Raw genomic sequence first — 17,106 nt, 5'->3', positions numbered from 1 at the left:
GACGGGATCCCTTGAAATGAGGGGCGAAAAAGAGTTCAAGTTTAAAGCATAATTTCAGCGGCCTCGCGCCCGCCGGCGCCGGCCTCAGACCACTTCCGAGGAGGAGCCCTACCATGGCCGAACACGACGTCCCCGTTATCACCCGCGCCAACACCTATGGCGACCAGACCGAACAGTCCGGCGATTGCGTGCGCAAGTCCGGCGTCAGCCCGCAACACACGCCTGCGACGAAAATCTGGTTCGGCCAGGTCTCGAACGAGCCGGGCCACCGCTCCCCGCCGCACCATCACGAGGAGGCCGAGACCGGGGGCTACGTCCTGCGCGGCCACGGCCGGATCTACTACGGCAAGGATTACAAGGAATACATGGACCTCTACGAAGGGGACTTCGTCTTCGTTCCGCCCTTCATGCCCCATGTCGAGGTGAACATGAGCACGACGGAAGAGCTGGTCTGGCTCACCTGCCGCACCCCCGACAACCTCGTGAAGAACCTCGAGGATGTTCCGGACGAGCAGCTCGAAGGCTATCGTCGCTCCTGATTCCTGCTCGAAAGACACAACATGAAACTCGTTAGATTTGGTGAGGCCGGGGAAGAACGTCCCGGCCTGGTGGACCGCGAGGGCAAGATCCGGGATATCTCGGACGCCGTGGCGGATATCGCGGGGGATGTTCTCTCCCCCGAGGGCCTCGCCCGCCTCGCCGCGCTCGATCCGTCCGATCTGCCGCTCGCGCCCGAAGGGGCCCGCCTCGGTGCGCCTGTCGCCGGCGTCGGCAAGATGCTCTGCATCGGCCTCAACTACGCCGACCACGCGCGGGAGACCGGCAAGGAGCCGCCCGCTGAACCCGTGGTCTTCGGCAAGGCGACGACTGCGATCTGCGGCCCTTACGACAACGTCGAGATCCCCCGCGGCTCCGATCGCACCGACTGGGAGGTCGAACTCGGCGTGGTGATCGGCACCCGCGCGAAATACGTGGACGAGGCGGACGCCCTCTCCCACATCGCGGGCTACGTGCTGGTCAACGACGTCTCCGAACGGCGTTTCCAGTCCGAGCGCGGCGGCCAGTGGATCAAGGGCAAGAGCCACGACACCTTCGCGCCCATCGGCCCCTGGCTCGCCACGGCCGACGAGATCCCGGACCCGCAGGAGATGGACCTCTGGCTCGACGTCGACGGCGAACGGCGCCAGACCGGCAATACCCGCACCATGATCTTCGGCGTGGCCCACGTGGTCAGCTACCTGTCGCAGTTCATGACGCTGGAGCCGGGGGACATCATCGCGACCGGCACGCCTCCGGGCGTCGGCCTCGGGATGAAGCCGCCGACCTTCCTGCGCGAGGGGCAGGTGGTTCGCCTGGGCGCAGAGGGCCTCGGTGAGCAGCAACAGACGATGGTGCAGGCATGACGGCTGCGATGGACAAGGCGAAGGCGGCGATGACGGACCTGTCCGGCCGCACCGCCATCGTGACCGGGGCCGGCCGGGGGCAGGGCGCCGTGGAGGCGGAAATGCTCGCGTCCTGCGGCGCCTCCGTCATGCTCTGCGACGTGCTCGAGGAGGAGGGCGAGGCGCAGGCCGCCGCCCTTCGCGAGGCCGGCCACGAGGCCCGCTTCGCCAAGCTCGACGTGACGAAGGAAGCCGGTTGGCAATCCGTCCTCGACGAGATCCGGGACTGGACCGGCCGGCTCGACATCCTCGTCAACAACGCCGGCATCATCAACCGCAACCCGATCGAGAAGATTTCGGTCGCCGAGTGGGAGAAGGTGCTTCAGGTCAACGCGACGGGCGCCTTCATCGGTCTCAAGCTCGCGGTGCCGATGATGGAGGAAACGGGCGGCGGCAGCATCGTCAACATCTCCTCGAACAGCGGTTTCTCGGGCCATTACGATCCGGCCTACACTGCGAGCAAATGGGCGCTTCGAGGCCTGACCCGCTCCGCCGCCCTCGAGTTCTCCGAGCGCGGCATCCGGGTCAACGCGATCTGCCCCGGCCTCATCGTCACCGACCTCAACCGCGGCTCGCCGCATCTGAAGCCGATGATCGAGATGACGCCGATGCAGCGCAGCGGCGAGGCGGACGAGGTGGCGCAGCTGGTGCTGTTCCTGGCCTCCGACGCATCAAGCTTCATCACGGGAGAGGACTTCGTGATCGACGGCGGCTTCACCGCAGGCGCCGGATATCGCCGCGTGGCGCGGGAAACCGGCGTCTTCTGATCCAGGAGGCGCGTGCCGGGACCGGCGCGCGCCTTACCCTTTCGGCTTGTGCCGCACGTCGAGCATGATGGAGATCGCGCGGGCGACGTCCGGCTCCGACACGTCGGAGAAGAGTTCGTCCACCCAGGTGCGATGCGCGGCGCTCATCTCGTCCATCAGCGTGCGTCCCCGCGGCGTGATCTTCACGAGGAACGCACGCCGGTCGGAGGCGAGGTTCGCGCGCTCGACGAGGTCGTCCGCCACCAGTTTCTCGACCACCCCCGTGACATTGCCGTTCGAGACGACGAGTTGCTTCGACAACTCGCTCATCCTGAGGCCGTCGGGCGCATGATGGAGCGCGGCCAGCACGTCGAAGCGGGGGAGCGTCATCCCGTACTCCGTGCGCAGCCGTTCGCGAAGCTTGCCTTCGACGGACCGCGTCGCCTTCAGCATCTGGAGCCAGAGGCGCACCCGCTGCGTCGCGAGCGTTGTCTTCTCGATGGTCGGAGCGATGCTCACGCGGTGTGTCTCCCGGTCAGTTCGAGGCGCTGTCGTTTTATACCTGAAACAGGGCGGGCGGGAAGCTTTGCGGTGACGACCGGCCCGCACGGTGCGGATTTGCCGATGGGCCTTTGCCGTCTGGAAAGGAATTGTCGCTAGGGCTGCTTCCCGGGTTCACGTCACCGGAGACATGAAAGATGCAGCTTCGCCTTCTTCTGATCGCTTTTGCCCTGTTCGCCCTCCCGCTCGGTGCCGGTGCGCTCGAGGCGCCCGAAGGTCAGCCGCTTCTGACGATCACCGGCCAGATCGAGCAGACCAACGAGGGAGACGCGGCAGTCTTCGATCGCGCCATGCTCGAGGCGATGGAGCCTGTGACCTACGAGACCGGGACAGTGTGGACGGAGGGCGTTCAGCGCTTCACGGGTGTTCCCCTCGCGCGTCTCATGCAGGAGGTCGGCGCCGCGGATGTTTCGATCTACGCGACCGCGATCAACGATTACGCCGTCGAGATCCCGGCAGGGGACTGGTCGCGCGGCGCCCCCATCGTCGCTTTCCTCACCGATGACGCGCCGATGTCTCGGCGGGAGAAGGGGCCGCTCTGGATCATCTATCCGTTCGATTCGAAGCCCGAATACCGGACCGAGACGATCCTGTCCCGATCCATCTGGCAGCTCGACCGTATCGTGGTCGGACGCTGAGACCCGCGCCCCCGAAGATGGCAGAGTTCGCAGGATCCTCGGCCGGCAAGGCCGGGCGCAAAGGGAGCTTTGGCATCACCGTCGCGATGGGAGCCGTCGTGCTGTGTCTCGCCCTCGTGGTGACCTCCGCCGTCGTTCTGTTGCGGGAGATCGACGCAGTCTCCCAGTCCTCCTCTGACAACATCCAGTGGGGCCTTGCACAGGCGGAAACGGAAGCGCTCGCATTGGCGCTGAGCCTCGTCCGCGCGGAGCAGGGGCGGGGTAATCTCGAGGATGTGCGCCTCAAGTTCGACCTGCTCTACAGCCGCATCAACGATTATAACGTCGGCCGGTCCTATGCCGACCTCAGAAGTGAGCCTGCCTACGCCGCCCTCAAGGGGGAGGTCATGGCGTTCCTGCAGGATGCGGTCCCCCTTGTGGACGGCCCCGATACCGAGCTGACCGCCGCACTGCCCGAGCTCCATGCCGCGACGATGGAGGTGCGGGACGCGATCCGGGCCTTCGCGGTCGATGCGCTGCACTTCTTCGCGGAAGCGTCCGATGACCGGCAAAGCGGACTGCGCTCGATGCTGTGGGGCCATGCGGGCGTCCTCGGTGTCATCCTCGTCGGCCTCGTTCTGGTCAGCTGGATGCTCTGGCGCATGGGGCAGGCGGCCAGGAGTCATGCGCTCGACGTGCAGCGCGCCAGCGCGCGGACGCGCATGGTTGTCGATGCCTCGCTCGACGCGATCATCGTCACCGACGAGACCGGGCGCATCGAGGAGTTCAACCCCGCGGCGCAGCGGATCTTCGGTCATACCAGGGACATCGCGCTCGGCCAGCTTGCACAGGATCTCCTCTATCCCCCGGACGTCGCCGAATCCTTCCGGACGCAAAAGTTCGCCTTCGAGGACGAGCACGATCCGCAGAAGAAGCTCCGCATCGAGACGCGCGCGGTGGACAGCGCCGGCCGCGTCTTTCCCGCCGAGCTTTCCGTCGTGGGCGCCGAGGGGGGGCGGCAGTTCGTCAGCCACATCCGCGATATCTCGCAGCGCAAGGCGGACATGGCGTACCTGACCGAGGCGCGCGAAAGGGCGCTTGCCGGTGAGCGGACCAAGGCCGAATTCCTCGCCGTCATGTCCCACGAGATGCGCACGCCGCTGAATGGTCTCTTGGGATGCATGCAGCTCATGCGCGATCAGGCCCTGTCGCCCGGCCTGACGGCTCTACTCGACCGGATGAAGTTCTCGGGCGATCACCTCCTGAGCATCGTCAACGACGTGCTGGACCTGTCGAAATACGAAGCCGGCAAGATGGAGCTGGAAAGCGAGCGCTTCAGCCTGACGGCGCTGCTGGATGGCGTCGTCGAAACGGCGGCGCCCATGGCTGAGGCGGGCGGCACCCGGATCGGATGGCACTGGATCGGGGAGCGGGCGGAGAGCGCCGTCGGCGATGTGCGACGCCTGCGCCAGGTTCTCCTCAATCTCGTCGGCAACGCGGTCAAGTTCACAGCGGACGGAACGGTTACGGTGGAGGTCGAGAGGTTGCCCTGCGGCGTGACGGAGTTCCGCGTGATCGATACCGGCGTGGGGATCACGGAGGCGAATCTCGGAAAGATCTTCAACGATTTCGAGACGCTAGACGGCTCCTACACCCGCGCGGCCGGCGGAACGGGCCTCGGTCTCGGTATCGCCCGGCGCCTGACGAACCTGATGGGCGGTGACATCGATGTCGAAAGCACGTTCGGCGAGGGAAGCTGCTTCCGACTGCGTGTCCCGCTGAAGCTCGATTCCGGGGGCGAGGAGGCGGAAGCGACCGAGCTCGCCGGCCGGCAGACGGCGGGGCCGCTCGACCTGCTCCTGGTGGAAGACAACGAGGTCAATCGGTTCGTTGCCCGCGCCATGCTGGAGGCCGACGGCCATAGCGTGACAGAGGCGCCGGATGGCCGCGCCGGCGTGGAGATGGCCGGAACGCGGCGGTTCGACGTGATCCTCATGGATATCTCCATGCCGGTGATGGACGGCCCGACTGCGGCCCGCGCGATAAGGGAGGGTGGCGGACCGTGCGCGGCGACGCCCATCATCGCCGTCACGGCCCATGCCCTGCCGGAGGAGATCGCGCGGTTCAGTGCCGCGGGTATGGAGCATTGGGTCAGCAAGCCGATCGACAAGGCGGAACTCCTGGCAAAGCTGGCGGACATCGTCGCCGACGCGCCGGCCCAGCCGGGGCGGATGCTCCCGGGGCCCGGCGCAGCCCCTCACAGCGCCGCGCTGAGCAGGGGAGGATCGAACGCGGGACCCTCGCGCGCCCGTCCTTGTCGCCTTTCTGCGGACAGCGGCATGCGGTAGGTTTGACCCCACCGGATTTACGGCATGGGAGAGGCGGGTGCTGCGATATTTGAAATGGACGTTCTGGATCGTCTTCTGGGTGATCTTCGCGGCGTTCCTCCACTACACGCTTCCGCAGACGGATATCGTCCGGATCACCGACACCGAGACGCGTCGGGTCGATTTCGGCGAGAACAGCATCTTCTGGGCTTCCCCCGATAGCGGCAACGCCACCGGCACGATCAATCGGGACGTCTTCTTCATCCAGGCGATCCGCACCAACGGGAAGCCGATCGTCTACCGAAACGAGGATACCGGCTGGGGCTGGCCCCCCTACTTCAAGTTCGACACTGCCAACCTGCAAACCCGGTCCGCCGACCTGCGATCGACCTCGGCGGAGCCGCAATGGGCGGCGATGCGGCATTACGGGTGGCGCAACGAATACCTGTCGATCTATCCCAATGCCACCTCGGTGCGCCCGGTAAGCGGGCCTGACGTGACGATCATCCCGTGGTTCAACATCATCGTCCTGATCCTCCTCGCGATGCTGGTCTGGTTCATCTGGGCCCGCTGGCGACGGTTCCGGGAGCGACGCCTCGACCCGATGTGGGACGAGCGCCACAGGGAAGCAGGCAGTCGCCCGTCCGGAGCTCGGCGCTGGTTTGACGGCGGGCGAAAGGGCTAGCTTCGGCTTTCCTCCGATACGGGTGAACCGCCGGGCGCTCCGCGCGTTGGCCGGGCGTAGCGCTATTCAGGGGGTCGCCGTGACTGGCACCATGGTTGACACGGACATCGATGATACGACCCGGGGCGTAGAAGGCTCCGAAACCGACGGCGCGTCCGGCTCTGCGAGGGCAGGGGCCGTCGTGCTTCTGAATCTGGGGTCGGGAGCCGGCAAGGAAGACGGCGTTCCGGCCGAGTTGCAAAAGGCGCTCGACGCGCATCCCGGCAAGTTCGAGCTGCGGACGATCGAGGGCGGTGACGATATCGAGCGCGAGGTGAAGCGCGCCATGGCGGACGGCTTCGGGACGATCGTCGCAGCCGGCGGCGATGGTACGATCTGCGCCGTCGCCTCCCACGTCACCGGAACGGATCACATCCTTGGCGTCATTCCGCAGGGGACGTTCAACTATTTCTCCCGCGGCCTCGGCATCCCGGAGGATCCCGCGGAGGCCGTGAACCTGATCGCCGTGGGTGACCATCACGCGATTTCCGTCGGCGAGGTGAACGGTCAGATCTTCCTCAACAACGCGTCTCTCGGTGTCTATCCCGCGATCCTTCGGCAGCGGGAAACCATCTACAAGCGTTGGGGCCGCAGCCGGATCGCGGCGCATTGGTCGGTCATCAAGACGTTCTTCGGCTTCACGCGGCGCCTGAAAATGGAAGTGAAGGTGGACGGCAAGTCGATCCGGACGAAGACGCCGCTGGTTTTCGTCGCGCGGTCCGCGTTCCAGCTCGAGCAGTTCGGCCTCGATGGCGCCGATTGCGTGCGGCGCGGCCAGTTTGCCCTGCTTCTCGCGCCCGATACCGGGCGCTGGGCGCTGATGATGCTGGCGCTGCGCCTCGCCGTGCACAACATGCGCATGGGCAAGGATGTGGAGCTGATCTGCGGGGACGAGATCGTCATCACGCCGCGCCAGAAGAAGATGCTCCTGGCCCGGGACGGGGAGCGCGAGGCGATGGCCGCGCCGTTCCATTTCAAGATGCGCAAGGGTGCGCTGAAGCTGATCGCTCCGGCCGGGGAGGTCGAGTGACACGTCGCGTCGTTCATCTTTCGGATCTCCACTTCGGCCGTGACAACCCCGAGCTTCTGGATCCCCTCCTCGAGATCGTGAACGGGCTCTCCCCGGACCTCGTCGCCATCTCCGGCGACTTCACGCAGCGCGCGCGGATTTCCCAGTACAAGGAAGCCGCCGCGTTTCTCGACCGGCTCGAGCATCCGTGGCTCGCAGTGCCCGGCAACCACGACACGCCGCTGGACAACCTCTTCGTCCGGTTCTTCCGGCCGTGGCGGCGGTATCGGGCGCACGTCACGCGAGACATGGAGCCGCGCTTCTCGGATGACGAAATGATCGTGGCCGGTGTGAACACGGTAAACCCCTATTCGTGGCAGCGCGGGCGGATCCGGCAGAAGGCCGTGCAACGGGTGTGCGACGCGTTCGACGGACGGCATGGGGAGCGGATGCGGATTGCGGTCCTGCATCACCCGCTTGAACAGGGGCCGGACGTGGACAAGGCGCCGACGCGGGGCGCCGATCGCGCGGTTGCGTCCTTCGGGGCATGCGGCGCGGATATCGTCCTGTCCGGGCACCTGCATTCGTGGCGGGCGGAGCCGTTCGAGGGGGCGGCCGGCGTGCTGCTCGTGCAGGCGGGCACATCCCTGTCGACGCGATTGCGAGACGAGCCGAACGATTTCAACCTGCTGACGTTCGACGGGCCGGATCTCGAGGTGGCGCGATACACCGCCCCGCAGGGCAAGCGCGCCTTCGATCGGGCCGCGTCGCGTGCCTACAGCCGGACCGAGAGCGGGTGGCGCGCGGCGTGACCCCATTGCGGGCGGCGCCCGTATGCTTCAGTTTCGGGGCAGTCTTGATCAGGGGGACCCGCCCGAGATGAGTGCAGACTGGATCGCGGCGGACTGGTCCGGCGGCGTGCTCGTGGCTGTCGGCATCGGACCGGGCGGAGCGGTGCTCTGGCAATCCGAATGCGCAGGTGCGTCGACGGAGGCCGCCTTGGCGGAGCTGCCGGAGCAGGCGCCCGCAATCGTCAGCGGTCCTGCACCCGAGGGCGGACGCGCGCTGCGGAGCGTGCCGGCCACGCCGCTCGACACCGCGCCCACGCGCACCGGCGACGCGCATGTCCTCAAGGGACTGACGCAGGCCGATCCGGTGGCGGCGATGGAGGGGCCCGAGGTCCGGATCGCCGGCTTTCAGGCTTTCAATCCGAAGTTCGACGGTATCCTGTGTCTTCCTGGCACGGATGCGACATACTGGGCGGAGGTCAGCGCCGGCGAGGTCGTGTCGTTCCGGACTGCCCTCACGGGGCGCCTCGCGGAGGCGGTCTCGGACGGGAGCGGGCCGCTGTTCGGCGATGCCTTCGAGGCGGCGCTGGATGCGACCCTCTCGCGGCCCGAACGACTGGCGGAGACGTTGGGATCCGCCGCGGCGCGCCTCAGGACCGGCGCCGGCGGGGCTGCGGACACGGCTCTCGGCGCGCTGATCGGTGCGGAACTGGCGGCGGCGCGGCCCTACTGGCTCGGGCAGGAGGTCGCCGTGATCGGCAAGGGCGATGCGGCGCGCGCCTATGTCGCCGCGCTCGAGAGGCAGGGGACACCGGCCACCATCGCGGATCCCGATGAGATGTGGCTGCGAGGCATGAACGAGGCGAGGAGATCACTGACATGAAGCCCTTCGGCATCACCAAGGACGGTTACGGGGTCGAACGTCTGACGCTGCAGGCCGGTCCGGTCACGGCGAAGATCCTGACCCTCGGGGGGATCCTGCAGGATGTCCGGCTGGAGGGCGTACCGCACTCTCTGACGCTCGGATCCGAGGATCTGGCTGCCTATGACGGGGGGCCGCTTGCCTATTTCGGCGCCATTGCCGGCCCCGTGGCGAACCGGCTGTCTGGCGGGCGCGCCGAGGTCGCCGGCCGCGAGATCGAGCTCGAGCCGTTCGCGGCGGGCGGACACTCCCTGCACAGCGAACCCCACGGCCTCCACGCGCGGATCTGGTCGATCGAGGATTTCGGGGCGAATCACGTCGAACTGGTCACCTGGGTCGGCGACGGGGAAGACGGTCTGCCGGGCAACCGGACGTTCAGGGCGCTCTGGTCGGGCAGCGAGGATGGAACGCTGACGCTGACCGTGACGGTGGAGACCGACGCGCCGACGCTGATGAACATCGCGCAGCATTCGATGTGGAACCTCGCCGGGACGGACACGATCGACGGTCACCTGCTGTCCATCGCCGCGGACCGGGTGCTGCATATCGACAGCGCCGTCCTGCCCACCGGCGCCGCGCTGGACGTCTACGGCTGGCACTACGACTTCCGCGAACCGAAGGAGCTCGGGCCGGACGACCGCTTCGATCACAACTGGTGCCTGTCCGAGGCGCGGGAGCCGATGCGAGAGGTGGCGACGCTTGAAGCGCCGGACGGGCCGAAGCTGACGATCTCCACCACTGAGCCCGGCCTGCAGGTCTACACCGCGGATGGCTACGAGGCGGAGGGGGTCACGGGCCTCGACGGGCGGAGTTACGGCAACCGGTGCGGAATTGCGCTCGAGCCGCAGTTCTGGCCGGATGCGCCGAACCACGACTGGTTTCCTTCCATCCGCCTCGATCCGGGCGAGCCGTGGACGCACGTGACGCAGCTGTCCTTCACGCGCTGACGCTTTACGGCTCGCAGGACGTGGGCAGGCGCGGTAAGTCCGTGGCATGACCGGCCTTCTGGATCTCGTCCCGCTCCCGCTTCTCGTTCTTGCCGCGTCCATCGCGGTGGGGGCCGGTGTCGTGAAGGGGGCCACGGGCTTCGCCTTCCCGATGATCATGATCTCGACGCTCGGCTCCTTTCTGCCGCCTCAGATCGCGCTCGCGGCGCTGATCGTGCCGACTGTGGTGACGAACGGGTTTCAGGCGTTCCGGGAAGGACCGGCGGCGGCGTGGGACGCGGTTCGGGCGCATTGGCTCTTCGTCCTCGTCGTGTCGATCTGCCTGATCCTGAGCGCCCAGCTCGTCGGCCTGCTGGATCCGCGCGTGATTTTCCTGGCGATCGGTGTGCCGATCACGCTCTTCGCGATCTTCCAGCTTGGCGGGTGGCGCCTGCGCATCACGCCCGGCTCGAAGCGCAAGGTCGAGATCAGCGCGGCGGCCTTCGCGGGCGCCGTCGGCGGCTTTTCCGGTGTCTGGGGGCCGCCGACCGTGGCCTACCTGACCGCCCTCGACACGCCGAAGACGGAGGCCGTGCGGACGCAGGGTGTGATCTTCGGGCTGTCCTCGATCCTGCTTCTGCTGGCGCACATGAATTCAGGCGTTCTGAACGCGCAGACCTGGCCGCTCAGCCTCGCCATGGTCGTCCCGGCGCTTCTGGGCCTCAAGATCGGGCAGGGTCTTCAGGACAGCATGGACCAGGTCCGCTTCCGGCGGTTCACGCTCATCGTCCTCGTCGTGGCCGGGCTGAACCTCATCCGGCGGGCTCTGGCGGGATAGGGCGAGCGCGGCTCCGACGGGCGGAGCCGCGCGGGATCGTTCAGCCGATCGCCACGGCCTTCACGTCGTCATCGATATGGGCGAGGTACTGCTCAAAATTCTCGGCGAACATGTCCACCAGCTTGGAGGCCTGCGCATCGTAGGCCGCGGGGTCATCCCACGTGGACCGCGGATCCAGAAGACCGTCATCCACGCCCTCGACGGAGACCGGCACCTGGAAGCCGAAATTGGAGTCCTTCCGGAAGTCCGCATCGTTAAGCGAGCCATCCAGTGCCGCGGTCAGCAGCGCGCGGGTCGCCTTGATCGGCATCCGGCTCCCGGTGCCGTAGGCGCCGCCGGTCCAGCCGGTATTCACCAGCCAGCAGGTCGCACCATGCTCGGCAATCTTGCCGCGCAGAAGCTCCCCGTAGACTTCAGGCCGGCGCGGCATGAAGGGCGCTCCGAAGCAGGTCGAGAAGGTCGGTTCTGGCTCGGTCACGCCACGCTCGGTGCCGGCGACCTTGGAGGTGAAGCCCGACAGGAAGTGGTACATCGCCTGCGCCGGGGTCAGCCGCGCGATGGGGGGGAGCACGCCGAACGCATCGCAGGTCAGCATGATGATGTTCTTGGGGTGCCCGCCGAGACCGGTTTCGGATGCGTTGGAGATGTAGTCCAGCGGATAGGCGCAGCGCATGTTCGCGGTCAGGCTGTCATCCTCGAAATCAAGGGCCAGCGTATCCCGATCGAACACCATGTTCTCGATCACGGTGCCGAACATCGACGTCGTGCGGAAGATCTCGGGCTCCGCCTCTGGGGAGAGGGAGATCGTCTTCGCGTAACACCCGCCTTCGAAGTTGAACGTGCCCCGGTCGGACCAGCCGTGCTCGTCATCGCCGATCAGCGTGCGGCCGGGATCGGCGGAGAGCGTGGTCTTGCCAGTGCCCGACAGTCCGAAGAAGACCGCCGCGTCCACCGGGTTGCCGCTCGCGTGGTTGGCCGAGCAGTGCATCGGCATGACGCCTTTCTCGGGCAACAGGTAGTTCAGCAGGGTGAAGACGGACTTCTTGTTCTCGCCGCTGTACTCGGTCCCGCCGATGAGGATCATCTTGCGGTCGAAGTTGATGGCGATGACGGTCTCGCTCCGGCAATCGTGCTTCGCGGGGTCTGCCTTGAAGCCGGGGCAGTTCACGATGGTGAAGCCCGGCTCGAACGTGTCGAGCTCGGACGGATCGGGACGGCGGAGAAGGTGGCGGATAAAAAGGCCGTGCCACGCCAGTTCCGTCACCATCCGCACGTCGAGGCGGAGGGCGGGATCGGCGCCCGCGAAGAGGTCCTGCACGAACATCTCGCGGCCCTGCATGTAGTCCAGCATGTCGGCGTAGAGCGCGTCGAAGCCTTCGGGGGACATCGCGGCGTTGTTGTCCCACCAGATCGTGTCCGCCGTCGTCTCGGTGCGGACCACGTGCTTGTCCTTGGGAGAGCGACCGGTGAACTTGCCGGTATCGACGAGAAGAGCGCCGCCGAGGCCGAGCGTTCCCTCGCGGCGCTCGATGGCGGCCTGAACGAGAGCGGGCTCGGGGAGATTGTAATGAACCGTGCCGAGGCCCGTCAGGCCCTGCGTGTCCAGTGTCAGGGACGGGTTCACGCGTCCGGTGCTCATGTCTTTGCTGCTCCCTGGCGCCGCATGAGGCCCGCGGTGCCATGTGTAGATTGCCGTCAGCGGCGCGGATTATGCGCGCCGACCAGCCCCTCCCGGCCCGGTTCCGACGATATATCACCCCCGAGCGGCGAGGGAACCGGAGCGGGGAGGGGTTAGCGCAACCAAGTGCAGGTTAGCGCAATCATGTCCGATCCGGCTGGATGATGCCGGGGCCAACTGTGGTGCAAATTAGTCATTCCTTTGTGTTTTTCGCCTCATTCTTGGCGCGATTGCTCACTGAATCGGCTTTCCGAGTTGATCGCTCGCGCGGAAATCGGGAGGTTGGCTGAAAAGAACGATAACGGGTAGTATAGGGGCTTGAGTGCATGTCACGCATCGCGCTTGTCGACGATGACAGGAACATTCTGACGTCGGTGTCCATGACGCTCGAGGCCGAGGGCTTCGAGGTCGAGACCTACAATGACGGGCAATCCGCGCTCGACGCCTTCAACCGGAAGCTTCCGGACATGGCCGTGCTCGACATCAAGATGCCTCGGATGGACGGGATGGATCTGCTGCAGCGCCTGCGCCAGAAGACGCAGATGCCGGTGATCTTCCTCACCTCGAAGGACGACGAGATAGACGAGGTTCTCGGGCTGCGGATGGGGGCGGACGACTACGTCAAGAAACCCTTCAGCCAGCGCCTTCTCGTGGAGCGGATCCGCGCCCTCTTGCGCCGTCAGGACGCGCTGGCGGGCGATGTCGCCGGCGTCGAGCCCGAAACGTCCCAGGTTCTGGAGCGCGGCCACCTGCGCATGGATCCCTTGCGTCACTCGGTCCAGTGGAAGGGCCGGGACGTGACGCTGACGGTGACGGAGTTCCTGCTGCTCCAGGCGCTGGCCCAGCGGCCGGGCTTCGTGAAGAGCCGGGATCAGCTCATGGACGTCGCGTATGACGATCAGGTCTATGTCGACGACCGGACCATCGACAGCCACATCAAGCGCCTGCGCAAGAAGATGCGCACGGTGGACGAGGACTTCCTCGCGATCGAGACGCTCTACGGAATCGGTTACCGCTACAACGAGGAATAGGACGCTCTCCTGAGGGTGTCTTTCGGGCGGGGGCGGTCCCGTTCTGGCCTTGGAGGGCCTGTCGCTTGCGCGATACCAAACCTGGATATGACGGCGACGTGGTCCTCGGCGAGGAATATGTCAGCCCCGGCGGCGGTGATGCCGGCCTCGCTGCCAGCCGCGCGGAGCGCAGTCCGCTCAGGGTGAACCGCTCTCCGCTCGCCCGGAAGATCATCACCTTCAACCTCATCGCCCTGCTGATCCTCATCGGCGGCATCTTCTGGCTGGACCCGTTCCGCCAGCCCCTCGCGCTGCAACGCGGGGACGCGCTCGCACGCGAGGCGGCGCTCATTGCCAATGCCTTCGAGGTCCAGCTCCCGGGCGGCATGCCCGTCAGTCTCGCGACCGGTGACGGGATCGACGCAGGCGCCACCCTTGGCGCTATAGATCTCGCGGAGGGGGCGCAGGCCTTCGTCTTCGACGCCGCCGGCACCATCGTCGCCGAGGCCGAAGGGCCCGCGCTGGCCGAAGCGGGCGGGAGCGATACGGTCCTGACCGATGCGCTGAACTCGGTCTGGGGCCTCTTCGCCCGGATCTTCACGCCCGGCGGCGAGCCCGGTCCGGGGGAGGCCGCCGAGGCGCTCGTCCGCCAGCTCGTTCCGGGAGCAGTGGACGGCACCGCGTCGGTTCCTATCGAGGCGGCCGGCCCGCAGGGGACCATCTTCGCCGTGGCCGTTCCGATCATGCAAGGCGACCGCACCGTCGGTGTCATCGGTCTGACCAATGCAGCGGCGGACCTCGATTCGCTGGCGCGCAGCGAGCGCGAGGAGGCGCTTCAGATCTTCTTCATCGCGGTCTTCGTCTCTCTCGGGCTCAGCCTTCTTCTGGCGTCCACCATCGCCAACCCGCTGTCGGACCTTGCCGCGGCGGCGGAGATCGGCCGGGACCGCCACTCGCGCAAGCTCAATCCCGGCCGCGTGCGCATCCCGGACCTGACCGGGCGCCCGGACGAGATCGGCCGGCTTTCGGGCGCGCTTCGTGGCATGGTCGCCGCGCTCTACGACCGGATCGACGCCAACGAACAGTTCGCCGCGGACGTGGCGCACGAGATCAAGAACCCGCTCGCCTCGCTCCGCTCCGCCGTCGTCACGCTGCGCGTCGCCAAGCGGGAGGATCAGCGGGACCGGCTCCTCGACGTGATCGACCACGACGTGCGCCGCCTCGACCGGCTCGTGTCCGACATCTCCAACGCCTCGCGGCTCGACAGCGAGCTCGTGAAGGAGGAGGAGGAGAGCTTCGATCTGATCAAGATGGTCCGCAACCTGACCGACTACCTCGGCGAACAGGCGCGGGAGCGGGGCGTCGAGTTCATCACCGACCTGCCGCCGGGCCGCGTCGAGACGATGGGGCTGGAAGCACGGCTGGCGCAGGTCTTCGTCAACCTCATCACGAACGCGATTTCCTTCTGCGAGGAGGGGGACGCGGTGCGCGTCTGGGTCAGGCGGCGGGAGAACCGGGTGCTCGTTGTTGTCGAGGATACCGGGCCAGGCATCCCCGAGCAGGCGCTCACCAAGGTCTTCAACCGCTTCTACTCGGAGCGTCCGCCGGGGCAGTTCGGGGACCATTCCGGCCTCGGCCTCGCGATCTCCAAGCAGATCGTCGAATCGCATGGCGGCGTGATCTGGGCCGAGAACATCCGCCCGACCGACGCGGACCTCACGTCCGACCCGCTCGGCGCGCGCTTCGTCGTCGGCCTGCCGATCTGAGCGATGACGGAGGCGGGGGACCAGGGCGCGACCACTACGATCAGGGCCACCGCCATCGCGCGAGATGGACGCGCCGCGCTTCTGATGGGGCCGTCCGGCTCCGGCAAGTCCAGCCTCGCGCTCCGGCTGGCCGCTCTCGGGGGGCGGCTCGTCTCCGACGATATGGTCCATGTTCGGCGCCGCGATCAGGTGCTCATCGCCTCCTGCCCGCGGCCGGAGCTTGTCGGCAAGATCGAGGCACGGGGTGTCGGGATCATCGACATCCCCCATGTCCCACAGGCCGAGATCGTCCTTGCGGTCGAGTTGACGAAAGGTCATGGCGCGCGGCACCCCGACCCCCGCACATTCGAGTTACTTGGCCTTACAGTCACCTTGTATAGCGGTGAGGTATCGTCACATTTTTGCGTGACGCTTCATCACCTGCTAGCCGGAAAGCCCGCGTGAACGATCCCAGGCCAGACGCTGTGCGGTCCAGCCCCGAAGTCCCCCGCTTCCTCATCGTGACGGGCGTCTCCGGTGCGGGGCGGACCGTTGCCCTCCGGGCACTCGAGGATATCGGGTTCGAACCCATCGACAATCTTCCGCTCTCGCTGCTCGGGACGCTTGCCGAGTCGACCGCCGAAGACCGGCGCGTCGTCATCGGGGTCGGCACGCGCAACCGCGACTTTTCTCCCGAGGCGCTTCTGGCGGCGCGGGGGCCGGACACGGTCATCGTCTACCTCGACAGCCGCACCGACATCCTCGTGCGGCGCTACTCCGAGACCCGTCGTCGCCATCCGATCGGCGCCGAGACGGCGGAGGCGGGCGTCCTGCGCGAAATGGAGCTGCTGGCGCCCGTACGGGACGGCGCGGACATGGTGATCGATACCTCCGAGATGACCCAGCACGATCTGCGTGCCGAAATGGAGCGGCGGTTCCGCTCGGGCCCGGCACAGACGCGGCTGTCCGTGTCCGTTGAGAGCTTCTCCTATCGGCAGGGCATACCGGGCGGGCTCGATTTCGCGTTCGATTGCCGTTTCCTGGCCAATCCGCACTGGGTCGAGGAATTGCGCCCGCTGGACGGGCGGTCGCCCGAGGTTGCCGCACATGTCGCCTCCGATCCGCGGCATGGCCCGTATCTCGACCAGATTCTCGGACTGCTGAACCTCGTCCTGCCGGCGCAGGCGGAGGAGGGACGCGCCCATGTCGGGATCGGATTCGGGTGCACCGGAGGGCAACACCGCTCCGTCGCGATGGTGGAGGCGGTGTCCAAGGCGCTTGCAGCCGGCGGATGGCAGGTGTCAACTCGTCACAGGGAAATCGAACGGCGGGCCGGCGGACAGGGCCGCGCCCTCACGGGGACAACGGCGTGATCGGCATCGTGATCGTGGCCCATGGCGGGCTGGCCCGCGAGTATCTCGCGGCAGTGGAACATGTCGTCGGCCGGCAGGACGGTATCCGTGCGATCTCCATCGCGGCGGATCACGATCGCAGCGAGAAGCAGGGCGAGATCTGCGACGCGGCGGACGCGGTGGACGACGGCTCGGGCGTGGTCGTCGTGACGGACATGTTCGGCGGCTCGCCGTCCAACCTCTCCCTGCGGGCCTGCGCCCCGCAGAACCGCCGGATCCTCTTCGGCGCGAACCTCCCGATGCTGATAAAGCTGGCCAAATCGCGACACATGCCCGTCGCCGATGCCGTGACGGTGGCCCTGAACGCCGGTCGCAAGTATATCGACAGCTTCGACGGAGCGCCCGGCTGACGCGGGCGGGA

Annotated in this window: 18 protein-coding genes; 16 read left to right on the top strand and 2 right to left on the bottom strand. The window is 66.9% G+C overall.

The features are described 5' to 3' along the window. The first annotated feature begins 113 nt into the window (after nucleotides 1-113). From DQG15_RS13855 to DQG15_RS13845, 3 genes are read left to right on the top strand one after another with little or no spacing between them, the layout of a single operon-like run. A complete protein-coding gene (locus tag DQG15_RS13855) occupies nucleotides 114-539 on the top strand; it encodes a cupin domain-containing protein (RefSeq protein WP_116086124.1) in 426 nt (141 codons plus the stop codon). 21 nt (nucleotides 540-560) lie between these two features. Next, on the top strand, nucleotides 561-1,403 hold the full coding sequence (locus DQG15_RS13850; protein WP_116086122.1) for a fumarylacetoacetate hydrolase family protein: 843 nt from the start codon (nucleotides 561-563) through the stop codon (nucleotides 1,401-1,403). Next, nucleotides 1,400-2,209: an SDR family NAD(P)-dependent oxidoreductase gene (locus DQG15_RS13845; protein ID WP_198665154.1), complete on the top strand. Its 810-nt coding sequence runs from the start codon at nucleotides 1,400-1,402 to the stop codon at nucleotides 2,207-2,209. Before DQG15_RS13850 ends, DQG15_RS13845 begins: the two co-directional genes overlap by 4 nt. Before the next feature lie 33 nt (nucleotides 2,210-2,242). Here the strand turns inward: DQG15_RS13845 and DQG15_RS13840 are convergent, their stop codons facing one another. Next, nucleotides 2,243-2,707: a MarR family winged helix-turn-helix transcriptional regulator gene (locus DQG15_RS13840; protein WP_232830856.1), complete on the bottom strand. Its 465-nt coding sequence runs from the start codon at nucleotides 2,705-2,707 to the stop codon at nucleotides 2,243-2,245. A gap of 179 nt (nucleotides 2,708-2,886) precedes the next feature. Between DQG15_RS13840 and DQG15_RS13835 the strand changes: the two genes are divergently transcribed. The 8 genes from DQG15_RS13835 to DQG15_RS13800 all read left to right on the top strand — a co-directional run bounded on the left by DQG15_RS13835 (nucleotide 2,887) and on the right by DQG15_RS13800 (nucleotide 10,900). Next, complete coding sequence (locus tag DQG15_RS13835) at nucleotides 2,887-3,387, top strand: oxidoreductase (RefSeq protein ID WP_116086121.1); 501 nt, start codon at nucleotides 2,887-2,889, stop codon at nucleotides 3,385-3,387. Nucleotides 3,388-3,404: 17 nt separating this feature from the next. Beyond that, nucleotides 3,405-5,714 carry an ATP-binding protein gene (locus DQG15_RS13830; RefSeq protein WP_116086119.1) on the top strand — a complete coding sequence of 770 codons (2,310 nt, stop codon included), beginning with the start codon at nucleotides 3,405-3,407 and terminating at the stop codon, nucleotides 5,712-5,714. A 40-nt stretch (nucleotides 5,715-5,754) separates the two neighbouring features. After that, nucleotides 5,755-6,378 (top strand): DUF1523 family protein, encoded by a 624-nt coding sequence (locus DQG15_RS13825; protein WP_116086371.1) that lies wholly within the window; start codon nucleotides 5,755-5,757, stop codon nucleotides 6,376-6,378. Between the two features lie 91 nt (nucleotides 6,379-6,469). Next, nucleotides 6,470-7,447 carry a diacylglycerol kinase family protein gene (locus DQG15_RS13820; RefSeq protein ID WP_116086117.1) on the top strand — a complete coding sequence of 326 codons (978 nt, stop codon included), beginning with the start codon at nucleotides 6,470-6,472 and terminating at the stop codon, nucleotides 7,445-7,447. Beyond that, nucleotides 7,444-8,238 (top strand): metallophosphoesterase, encoded by a 795-nt coding sequence (locus tag DQG15_RS13815; RefSeq protein ID WP_116086115.1) that lies wholly within the window; start codon nucleotides 7,444-7,446, stop codon nucleotides 8,236-8,238. Before DQG15_RS13820 ends, DQG15_RS13815 begins: the two co-directional genes overlap by 4 nt. Nucleotides 8,239-8,305: 67 nt before the next feature. Beyond that, nucleotides 8,306-9,097: a 2-dehydro-3-deoxygalactonokinase gene (locus DQG15_RS13810; RefSeq protein WP_157969000.1), complete on the top strand. Its 792-nt coding sequence runs from the start codon at nucleotides 8,306-8,308 to the stop codon at nucleotides 9,095-9,097. Then, nucleotides 9,094-10,083 carry an aldose epimerase family protein gene (locus DQG15_RS13805; protein ID WP_116086112.1) on the top strand — a complete coding sequence of 330 codons (990 nt, stop codon included), beginning with the start codon at nucleotides 9,094-9,096 and terminating at the stop codon, nucleotides 10,081-10,083. The genes DQG15_RS13810 and DQG15_RS13805 overlap by 4 nt, the downstream gene beginning before the upstream one ends. A gap of 46 nt (nucleotides 10,084-10,129) precedes the next feature. Further along, nucleotides 10,130-10,900 carry a sulfite exporter TauE/SafE family protein gene (locus tag DQG15_RS13800; protein WP_116086110.1) on the top strand — a complete coding sequence of 257 codons (771 nt, stop codon included), beginning with the start codon at nucleotides 10,130-10,132 and terminating at the stop codon, nucleotides 10,898-10,900. A 40-nt stretch (nucleotides 10,901-10,940) separates the two neighbouring features. Here DQG15_RS13800 and DQG15_RS13795 read toward each other — a convergent pair whose 3' ends face one another. Beyond that, entirely contained in the window at nucleotides 10,941-12,539 is a 1,599-nt protein-coding gene (locus DQG15_RS13795) for a phosphoenolpyruvate carboxykinase (protein ID WP_116086108.1), read from the bottom strand. Between the two features lie 365 nt (nucleotides 12,540-12,904). Here DQG15_RS13795 and DQG15_RS13790 point away from each other — a divergent pair, with 365 nt between their 5' ends. From DQG15_RS13790 to DQG15_RS13770, 5 genes are all read left to right on the top strand, one after another. Further along, entirely contained in the window at nucleotides 12,905-13,609 is a 705-nt protein-coding gene (locus DQG15_RS13790; RefSeq protein WP_116086107.1) for a response regulator transcription factor, read from the top strand. Nucleotides 13,610-13,674: 65 nt separating this feature from the next. Then, the gene (locus DQG15_RS13785) at nucleotides 13,675-15,354 is read left to right on the top strand and encodes a sensor histidine kinase (protein ID WP_232830855.1); all 1,680 of its coding nucleotides are present in this window, start codon (nucleotides 13,675-13,677) and stop codon (nucleotides 15,352-15,354) included. A gap of 3 nt (nucleotides 15,355-15,357) precedes the next feature. After that, a complete protein-coding gene (locus DQG15_RS13780) occupies nucleotides 15,358-15,798 on the top strand; it encodes an HPr kinase/phosphorylase (RefSeq protein WP_116086103.1) in 441 nt (146 codons plus the stop codon). Continuing rightward, on the top strand, nucleotides 15,795-16,706 hold the full coding sequence (rapZ, locus tag DQG15_RS13775; RefSeq protein ID WP_232830854.1) for an RNase adapter RapZ: 912 nt from the start codon (nucleotides 15,795-15,797) through the stop codon (nucleotides 16,704-16,706). Before DQG15_RS13780 ends, rapZ begins: the two co-directional genes overlap by 4 nt. Beyond that, complete coding sequence (locus DQG15_RS13770) at nucleotides 16,703-17,095, top strand: PTS sugar transporter subunit IIA (protein ID WP_116086102.1); 393 nt, start codon at nucleotides 16,703-16,705, stop codon at nucleotides 17,093-17,095. The genes rapZ and DQG15_RS13770 overlap by 4 nt, the downstream gene beginning before the upstream one ends. Nucleotides 17,096-17,106 lie beyond the last annotated feature (11 nt).

Origin of the sequence: Tropicimonas sp. IMCC34011 (genome assembly GCF_003390865.1) — a bacterium.
Taxonomy (GTDB): Bacteria; Pseudomonadota; Alphaproteobacteria; order Rhodobacterales; family Rhodobacteraceae; genus Tropicimonas_B.
The sequence above is the reverse complement of the archived record's forward strand: the minus strand, read 5'-3'. Positions and strand labels throughout refer to the sequence as shown.

What these genes read in the sequence shown, in the direction of transcription:
- DQG15_RS13810 (WP_157969000.1), top strand. Translation starts at nt 8,306, where the DNA reads ATGAGTGCAGACTGGATCGCGGCGGACTGGTCCGGCGGCGTGCTCGTG.
- DQG15_RS13805 (WP_116086112.1), top strand. Translation starts at nt 9,094, where the DNA reads ATGAAGCCCTTCGGCATCACCAAGGACGGTTACGGGGTCGAACGTCTG.
- DQG15_RS13820 (WP_116086117.1), top strand. Translation starts at nt 6,470, where the DNA reads ATGGTTGACACGGACATCGATGATACGACCCGGGGCGTAGAAGGCTCC.
- DQG15_RS13780 (WP_116086103.1), top strand. Translation starts at nt 15,358, where the DNA reads ATGACGGAGGCGGGGGACCAGGGCGCGACCACTACGATCAGGGCCACC.
- DQG15_RS13800 (WP_116086110.1), top strand. Translation starts at nt 10,130, where the DNA reads ATGACCGGCCTTCTGGATCTCGTCCCGCTCCCGCTTCTCGTTCTTGCC.
- DQG15_RS13795 (WP_116086108.1), bottom strand. Translation starts at nt 12,539, where the DNA reads ATGAGCACCGGACGCGTGAACCCGTCCCTGACACTGGACACGCAGGGC.
- DQG15_RS13855 (WP_116086124.1), top strand. Translation starts at nt 114, where the DNA reads ATGGCCGAACACGACGTCCCCGTTATCACCCGCGCCAACACCTATGGC.
- DQG15_RS13835 (WP_116086121.1), top strand. Translation starts at nt 2,887, where the DNA reads ATGCAGCTTCGCCTTCTTCTGATCGCTTTTGCCCTGTTCGCCCTCCCG.
- DQG15_RS13790 (WP_116086107.1), top strand. Translation starts at nt 12,905, where the DNA reads ATGTCACGCATCGCGCTTGTCGACGATGACAGGAACATTCTGACGTCG.
- DQG15_RS13830 (WP_116086119.1), top strand. Translation starts at nt 3,405, where the DNA reads ATGGCAGAGTTCGCAGGATCCTCGGCCGGCAAGGCCGGGCGCAAAGGG.
- DQG15_RS13850 (WP_116086122.1), top strand. Translation starts at nt 561, where the DNA reads ATGAAACTCGTTAGATTTGGTGAGGCCGGGGAAGAACGTCCCGGCCTG.
- DQG15_RS13845 (WP_198665154.1), top strand. Translation starts at nt 1,400, where the DNA reads ATGACGGCTGCGATGGACAAGGCGAAGGCGGCGATGACGGACCTGTCC.